A 13,782-nucleotide genomic window follows, 5' to 3' on the forward strand; every position below is an offset into this window, starting at 1 on the left:
GGAGAGCACCCGTGCCGCATCCGGCGACCGCCGTCCAGGAGACCGGGGGCACGATCGCCCCGCATCTGAGGCGCCTGCTGGAGTTCGTCGAACCCCATGCCGGCGACGTGTGCCTGGACGTCGCGCGCGGGCGCGGCCCGATGCCCGCCGCGCTCGGGCCGCACGTCCACCACGTGACCGCGGTGGACGCGACGCCCGTGGCGCCCCCGCCCGGCCCCGCCAGGCCGGGCCGGATGGAGACGGTGGAGTTCGGGACGGGCCCGGTCCGCATCACCGGCGGCGCGCGCGGCCCGGACGAGCGGCGCGACGGCGGCGGCGCGGGCCGCAGGCCCCCGGCCGCCATGACGCGCGAGGACCCGCGGCCGCGGCCCGCGCGCCCCGCCCCGCGCGTCCCGATCAAGGCGGACGCCACCGCGCTGCCGTACCGGGACAACACGTTCTCCCTGGTCACGGCGCGCTTCTCGCTCTACAACCTGGGCGATCCGGGCGACGTGCTGCGGGAACTGCTGCGGGTGTGCCGGCCGGGCGGGCGGGTGGTCGTCGCCGACCTCGTCCGGGGCAACCTCGCCGGGCCCGAGCGCGACCGGATCGAGCGCCTGCGCGACCCCGACCATCCGGGCACCCCGTCGATCGCCCGGCTCACCGAGATGATCACCTCGGTGGGCGGCAGCATCCGGCGGCTGGACGTGTTCACCGTGGAGCGCCCCGTCGAGCCGTGGCTCGCCGGGGCCCGCGACGACGGCGCGGCCGACCGCATCCGCGCGGCCATGCTCGACGAGGTGGACGGCGGCCCCCGCACCGGGGCCAAGCCGCGCGTCATCGGCGGCGAGCTCTGGTTCACGCAGTCCTGGGCGCACGTCGCCGCGGAACCCATCTCCTAGCGCGACCGGCCCGCGCACCGGCGGAGCGGCACGAAGGCCCGCGCCGGGGAGCTCGGCGCGGGCCCGTCGTCAGCGTGCGGCCGTCACTTCCTGCGGACGGCCATCTTCGGGTACATCTCGGAGTACCCCTTGCCGCCGAAGTATGAGATGAGCTGCGCGTGGTTCGCGCCGGACGCGGACGGGAGGCCGCCGCGGAGGTCGGCGATCGGCGCGGCGAACCCGCACCCGTTGGTCTTCGGCACCGCGAACGTGTCGTCGGTCGAGTTGATCCTGACCCAGAAGGTGCCGTCCGGCCCCGAGGCCCCCGTGATCTCCTTCAGGTCCAGGTCGAGGCTGATCGGCGCGGCGTTCGACCCGACGTAGCACGTGCCGCCCAGCAGCTGGTTGACGAGCTTCAGCTTCAGCGCCAGCCGGGTCTTGCGGTTGGGGATGTCGAGGTCGATCTTCCCGGCGTACTGCGGCTTCACCTTCAGCGCGAACAGCGGGACGCTCTCGGTCCCGGGGATGCCGAGGGCGCCGCCGGCCACGCTCATCGCCGTACTCCGCATCTTCACGAACTTGGAGATCTCAGCACCGGTCTTCGGGTCGTAGCCGGCCAGCATCGTGATCCGCATCGGCGCGGTGATCTGCTGGTCGATCTTGCCGATCTTCATGCTGCCGCCGCTGGTCACCAGCACGTTGCAGTACCAGTTCGCGGGGTCCGCGCCGACCGGCAGGACGTCGGGGCAGTCCGACAGGTCCAGCGTCGCGGGCGGCCCGTCCGCGGCCGCCCGGGCGCTCGGCTTCGGGGCGGTCCGCGCGGACGCCGCGGGCGCGGCGGCCAGGGCGGCGGCGAGACCCGCCGACAGGGACAGCACGGCCAGCCGCTTGAACGTTGACGACACAGGGGTCCTCTCGCAGGGGGAAAGCGGCGGGGGGCCTCCCGAGCCGGCCGGAACGATCTGGGCTACTCGTGAGTATGGAGCGATCCAACGGCATGGAAGACGAAGTGTCAATAGGGGTTCCGCGCCGCCGCCGGAAGGCGCCGGGAGGCGCGGCTCACGAAGAACGCCGAGCTCAGCGGCGTGCCCGGCCCCGGGCCCGCGGCGCGACGGAGCCGAGCTCCTAGGGGACGAGGACGGCGGCGCCGGTGAAGCGGTCCGCCGCGAGGTCGGCGAGGGCGCGGCCGGCCTCGTCCAGCGGGTAGGGGTGCGTCGTGACGGCGACGTCCAGGCGCGCGGCCAGCCTCAGGAACTCCTCGCCGTCCGCCCGCGTGTTCGCCGTCACCGAGCGGACCTCCCGCTCCTGGAACAGGTGCCGCTGGTAGTCCAGAGGCGGCACGTCGCTCAGGTGGATCCCCGCGACGGCGCACGTCCCGCCGCGGTCGAGGCGTTCGAGCGCGGCGGCCACCAGCTCGCCCGCGGGCGCGAAGACGATCGCCGAGTCCAGCGGGGCGGGAGCGGCGTCGAAGGAGTCGCCGGCCCAGGACGCGCCGAGCTCGCGGGCCAGCTCGCGGGCGGCGGGGCTGCGGGTGAACACGTGCACGTCGGCGCCCTCGGCGAGCGCGATCTGCGCGGCCAGGTGCGCCGAGCCGCCGAACCCCCAGATCCCGAGGCGCCCGCCCGGCGGCAGGGCCGCGCGGCGCAGCGCCCGGTACCCGATGATCCCGGCGCACAACAGCGGGGCGGCGCGCACGTCGTCCAGCTCGGCGGGCAGCGCGTAGGTGTAGGCGTCGACGGCCAGCGCGTACTCGGCGTAGCCGCCGTGCGCGTCCCAGCCGGTGTAGACCGACGACGGGCACAGGTTCTCGGCCCCACGGCGGCAGAACCGGCACGCGCCGCACGTCCCGCGCAGCCACGCGACGCCGACGCGGTCGCCGGGCCCGTGCAGGCAGCCGGGGCCCGCCGACTCGACCAGCCCGACGATCTCGTGACCCGGCGTCACTCCCGGCAGGTGGACGGGCAGGTCGCCCTCGGCGACGTGCAGGTCGGTCCGGCAGACACCGCAGGCCAGCACGCGGACCAGCAGCTCGCCCGGGCCAGGGGAAGGCGCGTCGCGCTCGGCGCGCCGCAGCGGCCCCGTCTCGATCGGGGCCGGCCGCTCCACCACCCAGGCGCGCACCGGCTCACCCCGGGTTCAGCGGCAGCTCGAACCAGACGGCCTTGCCGTCGGACGTCGGGCGGGCGCCCCACCGGGTGGCGAGCTGGTCGACGAGGTAGAGGCCGCGGCCGCCCTCGTCGGTCTCGCCGGCGCTGCGGATGCGCGGCAGCCGCATGTCGGAGTCGAACACCTCGACCCAGATCGCGTCCGCGCCGCGCCGCAGCCGGAGCCGGAACTCCTTGGTGGGCGGCTCGCGGCGGCCGAGGTCGGCGCCGAGGTTCCAGTCGTCCTCGTCGAACGCGCCGCCCTCGAAGGGATCGGCGTCCAGGGCGCCGAAGTCGGTGTTGAACTGCACCGGCGGCGGCGCGCCCAGCGGCTCACCGCCGCGTCCGGGCGGCCCGGCCGGGACCGGGACGACCATCTCGCGGCGCGGCGACGGCGTGGCGGTGGCGTGCAGGACGACGTTCGTGACGACCTCCGACACCAGCAGGCACGCGAGCTCGGCCTGCTCTTCGAGCATGCCCCAGGTCGCGAACGCGTCGGAAGCCATCCGGCGCGCCTCCGACACCATGATCGGCTCGGCGGTGAAGGTGCGCTCCTCCACGGCCAGCTCCTCGGCGGCGGTGCGGATCACCACGATCGCGACGTCGTCGGCGATGTCGCCGGGCACCGCGTCGTAGGCGGCGTTGGCGATCGCCTCGACCCCGCCGCGCGCGACCTCGGCGACGGCGGCGCGGACCAGCTCCCGCGCCTCCTCGCGCGTGTGGTAGTCGCCGTCGTCCTTGGAGCGCCGGTCGATCAGGCCGTCGGTGTAGAGGACGAGGGTGGAGCCCGGCTTCAGCTCGGCCGACTCCTCGTTGAACAGCAGCTCGCCGCCCATGCCGGGGGCGCGCAGGCCGAGCATGCCGCCCTCGCTCTCGAAGTCCAGCTCGCCGACCTCGCCGTCGACGACCAGCAGGGGCGGGTCGTGCCCGGCGTTGGCGAACTCCAGGACCCGCGACCAGGCGTCGTAGACGAAGTAGGTGCAGGACACCAGCGGTGGGCGGACGAGGTCGTCGCTGTTCCAGCCGGAGCGCATCCGCTCGGGCCGCGTCATCGTGCGGACCCACTCGTCGAGCTTGCGCAGGATGTCGGCGGGCGGTTTGTCGTCCTGGGCGAAGGCGCGCAGCGCGGCGCGCAGCTGGCCCATCACGGCGGCGGCGCGGGCCCCGCGCCCCTCGACGTCGCCGATGACGAGGCCGACGCGTCCCGCCGACAGCGGGATGACGTCGTACCAGTCGCCGCCGACCTGCGTCTGGATGCCGTGCCCGTGCGACTCCAGGGGCCGCGCCGGCTCGTACCGCCAGGCGATCTGCAGGCCGTCGAGCGGGGGCGGCCGGTCGCCGGGCAGCAGGTGCTTCTGGAAGGCGAGCGCGGTCTCGCGCTCCTCCTCGAACAGCAGCGCGTTGTCGACGGCCAGCGCGACCCGGCTGGCGATCGCGCCGAGCAGGTCGCGGTCGAAGCCGTCGTAGTGCGGGTCGGGCCGCTTGGACAGGTTCGACAGCGCCAGGCTCATTACGCCGAGCATCTCGCCGCGCACCAGCAGCGGCGCGGAGATCACCGAGGTGATGCCCATCTCGTGGCCGAGCCGCTGGGACGACTCGCTCGGCGCGGTGAACCGGTGCTGGATCATGTCCTCGACGAGGACGGCGTCGCGGCGGTCCATCGCCTTGGCGCTGAAGTGCCCGGGCGGGTAGGAGACGGGCTCGCCGACCTCCGCCCAGGTGCCGGGCGGCGGCTCCCAGCCGCCCGCGTGCCGCGACACCCGCCGGTAGAGGCGGTCACCGCTGTAGAGGTCGATGAAGCAGTGGTCGGCGAACTGCGGGACGAGCGTGTCGGCGACGCGGCGCAGCGTGCTCTCCAGCTCCAGGGACCCGGCGAGCCGCTCCCCGATCCGCTCCATGAGGCCGTAGCGGTCCTGCTCGCGCTGGTTGGAGCGCAGCGCCTCGCGCGCGAAGATCACCACTCCGTCGACGGCGCCGGACGGGTGCCGCAGCGGGACGGCGTGCGCGCGCGTGTACACGGTGGTGCCGTCGGCGCGCAGGTTGCAGAAGGTGCCCTCCCACACGCCGCCCTTGAGGACGTGCTTGGCCAGCTCGGTGGCCTGCTCGTGGTCCTCCTCGGCGATGCCGAGCGACAGGATGGAGTGGCCGATGATCGCGTCGCCGCCGAAGCCGAAGAGCTGCCGGGCGAAGGAGTTGCCGTAGATGATGTTGCTGAAGCGGTCGCAGACGATGACCGCCATCTCCATCTGCGCGAGGACGGTCTCGGGCGGCAGGTGCGCCTCGTCAGGCGCTTCCCCCCAGTGGTTCATCTCCCCATCCCGATACCAGTCCCGATCCTCGCCCCGATGATCACCGCGCGTCGCGGCACGGACGTCCTACGTGGTTGCCTCGTCGTATTGAACGACGAACCCGCCGCCGGGATACGCCCGAAAGACGCGATGTTATGGAGATCTTCGGTATAGACCGTCGAGGCGGGGGTGCACACACCGGCCGCGTCAGCGCCTGCTGACGAAGACGTGCTCGGCGATGCCGCGTGAGAGTTCCGTCGCGGGACTGTCGTCCTCGTCGTCACCGATCACCCGTACCCCGTCGTCGGTCGCCCGGAGAATCACCTCTCGTCCCGGTTGTATCCCTATCTGCTTGAGTCTAAGCATCAGGTCGCTGTCGCTCTGCACCTGCTCGCTGATCCGCCGGATCACCGCGCCCGCGCCCTGGGGGCTCGCCACCGCGGTCATCACCGCCAGCGGCGCCTCGTCGGCGTCGTCGCCGTGCCCGCCGAGCTCGTCCAGACCGGGGATCGGGTTGCCGTGCGGGCAGGTGGTCGGGTTGTCCAGCAGCGCGACCAGGCGGCGCTCGACGTCCTCCGACATCACGTGCTCCCACCGGCACGCCTCGATGTGGACGTCCTCCCAGGGCAGTCCGATGACGTTGACCAGGAGGCATTCGGCGAGGCGGTGCTTGCGCATGACGCGCGTGGCGAGACCGCGCCCGCTGTCGGTCAGCTCGAGGTGCCGGTCGCCCTCGACCCGCAGGAGCCCGTCGCGCTCCATGCGCGCGACCGTCTGGCTCACCGTCGGACCGCTCTGGGAGAGCCGCTCGGCGATGCGCGCGCGAAGGGGGATGATCCCCTCCTCCTCCAGCTCGAAGACCGTCCGGAGATACATCTCCGTGGTATCGATCAGGCCGTGTGAGGTCACAGCTCCCTCCAGTCTTATGGGCAAGAGTCTACTTGCTCGGGCCCCACATCGCCGGGCCCTGCGAATATCCCCCTGAAGCCGGGTACGGGGAAACGCGAGATGAACGCGAAACCTTCCCCTGACGCGGAACCTTTCCTGCCCGGGACGCCCGAGGAACGGGCCGACCTGGAGGCGCTGCGCCGTGCCGCGGCCGACTGCCGGGGCTGCGGGCTCTACCGGGACGCCACTCGGACGGTCTTCGGTGAGGGCTCCCCTGACGGGCGGATGCTGCTCATCGGCGAGCAGCCCGGTGACCAGGAGGACCGCGCGGGACGTCCGTTCGTCGGCCCCGCGGGGCGCGTCCTCGACCGGGCGCTGGAGGAGGCCGGGATCGAGCGCGGCGACGTCTACGTCACCAACGCCGTCAAGCACTTCAAGTTCAAGCGACAGGTGGGCGGCAAGCGGCGCATCCACGAGCCGCCGAACGCCGGCGAGATGCGGGCGTGCCGCCCCTGGCTCCTCGCGGAGCTGCGGCTCCTGGACCCGGCCGTCGTCGTGGCGCTGGGGGCGACGGCGGGCAGGGCGCTGCTCGGCTCGTCGTTCCGGGTGACCCGGCAGCGCGGGCGGCTGCTCCCGATGCCCGGACTGGAGACGATCGGCACCCCGGCCGCCGCGCGGGAGATCGCCGACGAGCCGCCCGGCGAGGGCGTCGCGCGCCTCCTCGCGACGATCCATCCGTCGGCCGTCCTGCGCGCCGAGGACCGCGAGGTCGTCTACCAGGGCCTGCTGGACGATCTGAGGATCGCCGCCTCGGCCCTCGGCTGACGGCGGCTCAGTCCTCCACCGGCACCGGCCCCGCTTGGACGGTCTCGGCGGTGCGGGTGTCGTAGCGGAGGAGTGCGGGGACGGCGAACCCCGCCGCGATGACCAGCGCGGCGCAGGCCAGGCCACCGCCGACCCAGGAGGCGGTCGCCCCCACGGCGCTCGCGGTCGCCCCCGCCCGGACGTCCCCGAGCCGGGGGCCGCCCGCGACGACGACGGTGAAGACGCCCTGGAGCCGTCCACGCATCCGGTCGGGGGCGTACGTCTGGAGCATGGACTGGCGGAAGACCGACGACACCAGGTCGGCCGCGCCTCCGACGGCGAGCAGGACGACCGCGAGCCAGAGGCGGCCGGCCAGCCCGGCGCCCGCGACGGCGAGCCCCCAGACGGCGATGGACGCCACGAGCGCGATCCCCTGCCGGTGGATCCGCCCGATCCAGCCGGACGACAGCCCGCCGAGGAACGCGCCGACCGCGATCGCGGCGAACAGGTAGCCGACCGCGCCCTCGCCGCCGAACCGGGTCTCGGCCGCCTCGGGGAAGAGGGCGCGCGGCATGGCGACCGCCATCGCGATGACGTCCACCGCGAACGACATCAGGAGCACCGGCTGCGTGGCCAGGTAGCGGAGCCCGTCGAAGACCGACCGCAGGCCGGGCGTGCCGGTGATGTCGCCGAGCGGCGGGATCGGCGGGAGCCGGAGCGCCGCGTACAGCACGACGGTGAACAGCACCGCGTCGAGCGCGTAGGCCGCCGCGTAGTGCCAGTGGGCCAGCAGGACGCCGGCGAACAGCGGCCCGGACAGCATCCCGAACTGGCTCGCGGTGAAGTTGAGGGTGTTGGCGGCCGGGACGAGCGGCCGGTCGATCAGCCGGGGGATGATCGCGCTGCGGGTGGGCGAGGACACCGCGAACCCGACCGCCTGGACCGCCACCACGCCCATGATCAGCGCGAGGCTGCCGACGTCCAGCAGAGCCTGGACGAGCAGCAGCAGCGTCGCCGCCCACATGACGCAGGACGAGACGAACAGCAGCCTGCGGCGGTCCATGTGGTCGGCCACCGCGCCGCCCCACAGCCCGAACACGATCAGCGGGACGAGGTTGGCGACGCCGAGGGCGCCCACCCAGAACGACGAGCGGGTCATGTCGTAGACCTGGACGGGGACGGCGACGGCGGTGACCTGGAACCCGACGAACGACACGCCCTGCCCCAGCCACAGCCGCCGGTAGGCCGGGTGGCCCAGCGGCCGGGTGTCGATCGCGAGCCCCCGCAGGCGCCTGCGGCGGACCGTTCCAACCGGCGGTGTCACGGAGCCAGTCTCTCCACCGCCCATCCCTCCGCGTCCCCGGGGGCCGCCCGCCGGTAGCGGATCCGGTCGTGGAGCCGGTCGCGGCGGCCCTGCCAGAACTCGATCGACTCGGGCACGACGCGGTAGCCGCCCCAGAAGTCCGGCAGCGGGACGGCGCCGGCCGTGTCCCCCTCCGGCGCCCCGGCCTCTCCGGAGGCCGGATCCGGCCAGCGCTCGGCCGCCTCGGCGTAGCGGCGCTCCAGCACCTCGCGCCCCGGGATGACGCCCGACTGGTCCTCGCTGGCCCACGCGCCGATCCGGGACCCGTACGGGCGGGTCCGGAAGTAGGCGGCCGTCTCCTCGCGCGGGAGCTCGTGCACCGGTCCCGCGACCCGCACCTGCCGGTACAGGGGATGCCACGGGAACACCAGCGCCGCGCGCGGGTTCTCCGCGAGGTCGCGGCCCTTGTGGGAGGTCAGGTTCGTGAAGAACCGGAATCCCTGCGGCCCGTAGCCCTTGAGCAGGACCGTCCGGGCGCTCGGGACCCCGTCGGCGGAGGCCGTCGCGAGGATCATCGCGTTCGGCTCGGCCAGCCCGGAGGCGTGCACCTCGGCGAACCAGGCGGCGAACAGGGCGAGTGGTTCGGCGGGGAGCGCCGACTCGGACAATTCGCCCACCTCGTAGGATCTGCGGAGCCGTGCGGGGTCCGGCGTTGGGGAATCCACAGCGTCAGAGCCTCTCACTTCCGGGCCCTGTGCAACTTGCAGGACCCCGGGGTACTGGTCAGTAAGGCGGGCAGGGTTCAATGGCACGGCACCGCCTTATCACACGGGACGAAAGGCAGGACGACACATGTCCGACTTCAAACCCGGTCTCGAAGGAGTCGTCGCCTTCGAGACGGAGATCGCGGAACCGGACAAGGAGGGCGGCGCCCTCCGCTACCGGGGCGTCGACATCGAGGAACTCGTCGGGCGTGTCTCCTTCGGCGACGCCTGGGGCCTCCTCGTGGACGACAGCTTCACCCCGGGCCTGGCCCCCGCCGACCCGCACCTGCTCCCGGTCACCTCCGGCGACGTGCGGGTCGACGTGCAGAGCTCCCTCCCCACCCTCGCCACCGCGTACGGGATGAGGCCGCTGCTCGACATCTCCGACGAGGAGGCCCGCGCCGACCTCGCCCGCGTGTCGGTGACGGCGCTGTCGTTCGTGGCGCAGTCCGCGCGGGGCGTCGGCAAGCCGATGGTCCCGCAGGACCGGATCGACGAGTCCGGAACCATCACCGAGCGGTTCATGGTCCGCTGGCGCGGTGAGCCCGACCCCAAGCACGTCCGGGCCATCGACGCGTACTGGGTCTCGGCCGCCGAGCACGGCATGAACGCCTCCACCTTCACCGCGCGCGTCATCGCCTCCACCGGCGCGGACGTCGCGGCCAGCATGTCCGGCGCGATCGGCGCCATGTCGGGGCCCCTGCACGGCGGCGCCCCCGCCCGCGTCCTGCCGATGATCGAGAAGGTCGAGCAGCTCGGCGACGCCCGCAAGGTCGTCACCGACATCCTCGACTCCGGCGACCGGCTGATGGGCTTCGGGCACCGCGTGTACCGCGCCGAGGACCCGCGCGCCCGCGTGCTGCGCCGCACCGCCAAGGAACTGGGCGCGCCCCGCTTCGAGGCCGCCAAGGCCCTGGAGGACGCGGCCCTGGCCGAGCTGCGCGAGCGCCGCCCGGACCGTCCGATCGAGACGAACGTCGAGTTCTGGGCCGCGGTCATCCTCGACTTCGCCGAGGTCCCGACCTCGATGATGCCCGCGATGTTCACCTGCGGCCGCACCGCCGGGTGGGCGGCGCACATCCTGGAGCAGAAGCGCACCGGCCGCCTCGTCCGGCCGAGCGCCCGCTACACCGGCCCCGGCACCCGCTCCCTCGACGAGGTCGCCGGCGCGGCGGAGGTCCTCAAGCGCCAGGGCGGCTGATCCGGCCCGCCCCCCGCACCCGACGCGCCTGAGGCCCCCGGTCGAACCGGGGGCCTTTGCCGTGCCCGGGTCACTTCTCCGGGGCGCCCGCCCCCTCGTCCTCCGGCGGGCAGTCGGCGCCGCCCGGGCCGCCGGGGACGAGGCGGCCGCACACCTGCGTGACCTGCGTCGTCCCGTCCCGCTGGATCGTCGCGAGGATCACCGGCCGGTCGACCACCTGGTGGCCGCCGCTGCGGGGACCGAACCGCAGCGCGCCGCTCGCTCCCTTGGGCAGGACGTCGTGGTCGGGGTCGTTGAGCGCGGCGAACACCGAGCCCGCCGACGGCAGCGCCCTCTCCTGCCAGTACACCCTGCTCGCCACGGTCGCCAGGAGGGTCGCCGCGTCGTAGCTCACGGCGGCGCGGGTGATGGACGGCCGCTGCCCGGACGCGTCGTCGTCGTCGGTCATCTCCTTGAGGGCCGGGTCGTAGTCGGAGTAGAACGGCTGCAAGGGCTGGTCGCCGATCCAGCGCCGCGTCCACGCCTCCCGGGCGGCCAGCGGCGTGAAGTACAGGTCGAAGGTGCCCCTGCGGCCGAGCTCGCCGGCGTTGTCGCTGACGTACTTGGCGATCTCGTCGTCGGCCAGGACCAGCGGCTTCGGCTCCTTGGGGCAGAACAGCTCCAGCACGTTGATGAACGAGCGGAACTCGTCCGACCGCCCCGCGTAGTAGAACAGGTCGGGCTGCCGCTTCTGGCACACCTCCCTGACGGACTTGTTCAGCTCGCCCGGATCCCGGTACGGGCGCATTTGCGCCTTTCCCGGCCGGAACGACCGCTGGAAGTCGGCCGCCAGGTTCGCGCTGTAGACGTCGTCCTCGTCGCCGTCGTAGATGACGACCGCGTCGTCCGCCTTCCTGCCGCCGACGTCGCCGCGCCGCGCCCAGTACGCGGCGTGCCGGGCGGTCCGGGCGTTGGGGGACGCGAGCCGGAAATAGTACGGCGAGTAGCCCGCGTCCCCTTCGAGCAGCGCCGTCCCGTCGAAGCTGTTGGCGGTGCCGATGAGGGGCAGCGCCGACTTGGCCAGCAGCTTGATCGCCTGCTGGGTCTGCCGGCGGCTCTGCTCGAACCCGATCACGGCGACGATGGTGCGGTCCTTCAGCGCCCGCGCGCGGATCTGCTCGGCGACGTCCTCGGCGTAGCGGAACTTGGCGCCCGCGTTGGCGACCAGCACCCGCAGCCGCAGGTCGTCCCCCTCGGCCGCGTCGTTGAACCGCTTCTGCGCCATCGCCAGCCCGATCAGCTCGCCCTGCACCCCCGCGAGCAGGTCGATCCGCTTGTTCTTGATCGCCGGGTCGGCGGTCACCGGGCCGAGGTAGACCACGGTCGCGTACCGGGTGCCGGACTCCATCACGTGGTCGTTCAGCGACTCGATCTGGTGGAGGACCTTGTTGAGCCGGTTGTCGTTGTTCTTGCCGCCGGAGTCCTTGCCGAAGCGGTACGAGCCGTCGGTGATCCCGACGCACTCGCCGTTCTCCATCCGCCTGATGTCGAACGGCGAGCAGTACCGCTCCACCTGCACGGAGATGACGGAGACGGACGCGGCGGCGACCGCGACCATGGCGATCCACGGCAGCGCCGGATGGGCGAGCCGGGGGCGGCGCCGCACCGGCCGCACCGGCGGCAGGTCGCCGCCGGGGTCGCGGGTGATGTCCACGCGCAGCTCGCGGCGCGAGCCGAGGGCGCCGAGGCGCCGCTGCTCGCGGGTGTAGCGGTCCCACAGGCCGCGCGCGGCGATGACGCTCTGCGGCTCGTCCGACGCCACGTCCACCCGGACGGCCCGCGCGAGCCGCTCCAGCAGCCGGGGCCCGGACGGGTCGGCGCCCGCGGGGGCGGCCGGGTCGACCCCGGCGACGACGATGAGCGGATCGAACCCGGGCAGCCGCCCGCTCGCCTGGCCGTCGGCGCGGACCCGCTCGGCCAGCTCCACGAACGCCACCCCGGGGTGCCCGGCGGACAGGTGCTCGAAGATCAGCACCGGGTACCGGACCCGGGCCCACGCGGCCCGCCGGTAGTCGCGCCGGTAGTTGCGGCGCAGGTCCTCCAGGAACGCGGCGACCAGCAGCAGGTCGAGCTGCTCGCCGTGGTCGTCCGGCTCGACCGGGCGGGGGTCGAACACGCCGAGCGCGAACCCGAGGAAGCCGGTGGAGTCGCGGTCGACGTAGGGCTGGCGCAGGAACCAGCCGAACCGCCGCACCCCGTACCAGCCGCGAGTCCGGGCGACGATCTGGACGGTCACGAACGCCAGGCCGATGACGGCCGCGAACACCGCCGAGGCGAGGTCGAGCGCCGCCGCCGTCCCGGCGCTGATCAGCGCGACGACCGCGATACCGATGGGAGCGATCTGCTCCAGGAAGGATAAGAAGGTGGCGCGCCTGCCGGGCACCTCTTCGAGGTCGCGCAGGACGTCCCGCCCGCGCCGCCGGATCACCCGGTTGAGCTCGCGGCGGCGCGCGTTCTCGTTGTCCCCGACCGGCGGGTGCGTCAGCCGCCTCACGAGCAGGTGGTTCTCGCGCTCGGACGAGGACGCGCCGCGCGGCGGCGGGCGGTCGCCGGCCAGCCGGATCTCCCGCAGGTCGCGCAGCCACAGCGCCATCTCCAGCAGCGGGAACCGCAGCGCCGGCTCGCCCCGGGCGCGGCTGCTCGGCTGCGACAGCTCGCGCTTGGCCTCGCGCAGCACGCCCGCGACGTCGGAGGCGGGCGTGTCGGCGGCGATGTGCGACACCGGGGCCCGCTCGTCCTCGCAGCGGGACTTGAGCATCTCGGCGGCGTGGGAGGCGGCGCGCTCCGGCCCGAGCAGCAGGAGCAGGGGGCGCAGCCGCTCCCGCCACCGCCACGCCGGCCGCTCCCGAAGGCGTTCGAACAGGTCGAGGACCCCGCGCAGCCGATCCTCGCTCAGGATCCGGTCGCCGTCGCCCGCCATGCGCCACGCCTCATTTCCGTGTCTCGCCCGCCTCTGCCCGGCCGCTCCCCCGAGTCGCGCCTTCCGTGCCCGTTTCAGATTTGGACGCGGCGAAAGGCCGATCGGATCGAAACCTTTTACTGATCATGCGCCGGTTTCCGAAACCCGGCCACTTTGTCATCATGGGCGCCATGAGAGAAGCCCCCGCCGGAGACGACGAACCGCTCGAGGGCGACATCGGCCCCGCGGCCGGCGCCGCGGCGGGCACGGTCGCGCGCCCCGCGGCCCCCGTTTCGGAGGCGGCGGAGGCGGCGCAGGCACTGAGGCGGTTCGACGCGGAGCGTGAGGAGCGCCGCCGCGCCACCAACGCCGTCGCCGGGCGGATCGCCGTCGCGGTCGCCGCGCTCTTCCTGGCGTTCCTCACCTACGACTCCGCCACCACGGCCGTGGAGGCGCGCTCCAGGGGCGACGCCTGGATCTACCCTCCGGCCGTCGTCGGCGGCGCCTGTGCCGTCGGCCTGGTCGCCCTGCTGACCTGGGCCTGGCGCCGCCGGCGTCTCGGCATGTGAACTCGGCCCACGATCTCCACCGC

At 73.8% G+C, this 13,782-nt stretch carries 11 protein-coding genes; 4 read left to right on the plus strand and 7 right to left on the minus strand.

Going from position 1 to position 13,782, the window contains the following annotated elements; all coding sequences use genetic code 11:
• Window positions 1-11 precede the first annotated feature (11 nt).
• On the plus strand, window positions 12-881 hold the full coding sequence (locus BJY14_RS15275; RefSeq protein ID WP_179844215.1) for a class I SAM-dependent methyltransferase: 870 nt from the start codon (window positions 12-14) through the stop codon (window positions 879-881).
• Window positions 882-964: 83 nt separating this feature from the next.
• Here BJY14_RS15275 and BJY14_RS15280 read toward each other — a convergent pair whose 3' ends face one another.
• The 4 genes from BJY14_RS15280 to BJY14_RS15295 form a co-directional block, all read right to left on the minus strand.
• Window positions 965-1,765, minus strand: coding sequence for a hypothetical protein (locus BJY14_RS15280; RefSeq protein WP_179844216.1), 801 nt, complete (start codon window positions 1,763-1,765; stop codon window positions 965-967).
• 220 nt (window positions 1,766-1,985) lie between these two features.
• The gene (locus tag BJY14_RS15285) at window positions 1,986-2,981 is read right to left on the minus strand and encodes a zinc-dependent alcohol dehydrogenase family protein (RefSeq protein WP_179844217.1); all 996 of its coding nucleotides are present in this window, start codon (window positions 2,979-2,981) and stop codon (window positions 1,986-1,988) included.
• 4 nt (window positions 2,982-2,985) lie between these two features.
• Entirely contained in the window at window positions 2,986-5,313 is a 2,328-nt protein-coding gene (locus BJY14_RS15290) for an ATP-binding SpoIIE family protein phosphatase (protein WP_179844218.1), read from the minus strand.
• A 186-nt stretch (window positions 5,314-5,499) separates the two neighbouring features.
• On the minus strand, window positions 5,500-6,201 hold the full coding sequence (locus tag BJY14_RS15295) for an iron-dependent transcriptional repressor DtxR (protein ID WP_179844219.1): 702 nt from the start codon (window positions 6,199-6,201) through the stop codon (window positions 5,500-5,502).
• Window positions 6,202-6,300: 99 nt separating this feature from the next.
• Here BJY14_RS15295 and BJY14_RS15300 point away from each other — a divergent pair, with 99 nt between their 5' ends.
• A complete protein-coding gene (locus tag BJY14_RS15300) occupies window positions 6,301-7,005 on the plus strand; it encodes a UdgX family uracil-DNA binding protein (protein ID WP_179844220.1) in 705 nt (234 codons plus the stop codon).
• 7 nt (window positions 7,006-7,012) lie between these two features.
• Here the strand turns inward: BJY14_RS15300 and BJY14_RS15305 are convergent, their stop codons facing one another.
• Window positions 7,013-8,308, minus strand: a complete 1,296-nt coding sequence (locus BJY14_RS15305; protein WP_312879246.1) for an MFS transporter — start codon at window positions 8,306-8,308, stop codon at window positions 7,013-7,015.
• A complete protein-coding gene (pdxH, locus tag BJY14_RS15310; protein WP_376770004.1) occupies window positions 8,305-8,964 on the minus strand; it encodes a pyridoxamine 5'-phosphate oxidase in 660 nt (219 codons plus the stop codon). Before pdxH ends, BJY14_RS15305 begins: the two co-directional genes overlap by 4 nt.
• 175 nt (window positions 8,965-9,139) lie before the next feature.
• Between pdxH and BJY14_RS15315 the strand changes: the two genes are divergently transcribed.
• A complete protein-coding gene (locus BJY14_RS15315) occupies window positions 9,140-10,252 on the plus strand; it encodes a citrate synthase 2 (RefSeq protein ID WP_179844223.1) in 1,113 nt (370 codons plus the stop codon).
• 70 nt (window positions 10,253-10,322) lie between these two features.
• Here the strand turns inward: BJY14_RS15315 and BJY14_RS15320 are convergent, their stop codons facing one another.
• Window positions 10,323-13,211 (minus strand): ABC transporter substrate-binding protein, encoded by a 2,889-nt coding sequence (locus tag BJY14_RS15320; protein WP_179844224.1) that lies wholly within the window; start codon window positions 13,209-13,211, stop codon window positions 10,323-10,325.
• 170 nt (window positions 13,212-13,381) lie between these two features.
• Here BJY14_RS15320 and BJY14_RS15325 point away from each other — a divergent pair, with 170 nt between their 5' ends.
• Window positions 13,382-13,759, plus strand: a complete 378-nt coding sequence (locus tag BJY14_RS15325; RefSeq protein WP_179844225.1) for a hypothetical protein — start codon at window positions 13,382-13,384, stop codon at window positions 13,757-13,759.
• Window positions 13,760-13,782 lie beyond the last annotated feature (23 nt).

Origin of the sequence: Actinomadura luteofluorescens (genome assembly GCF_013409365.1) — a bacterium.
GTDB classification, from domain to species: Bacteria; Actinomycetota; Actinomycetes; order Streptosporangiales; family Streptosporangiaceae; genus Spirillospora; species Spirillospora luteofluorescens.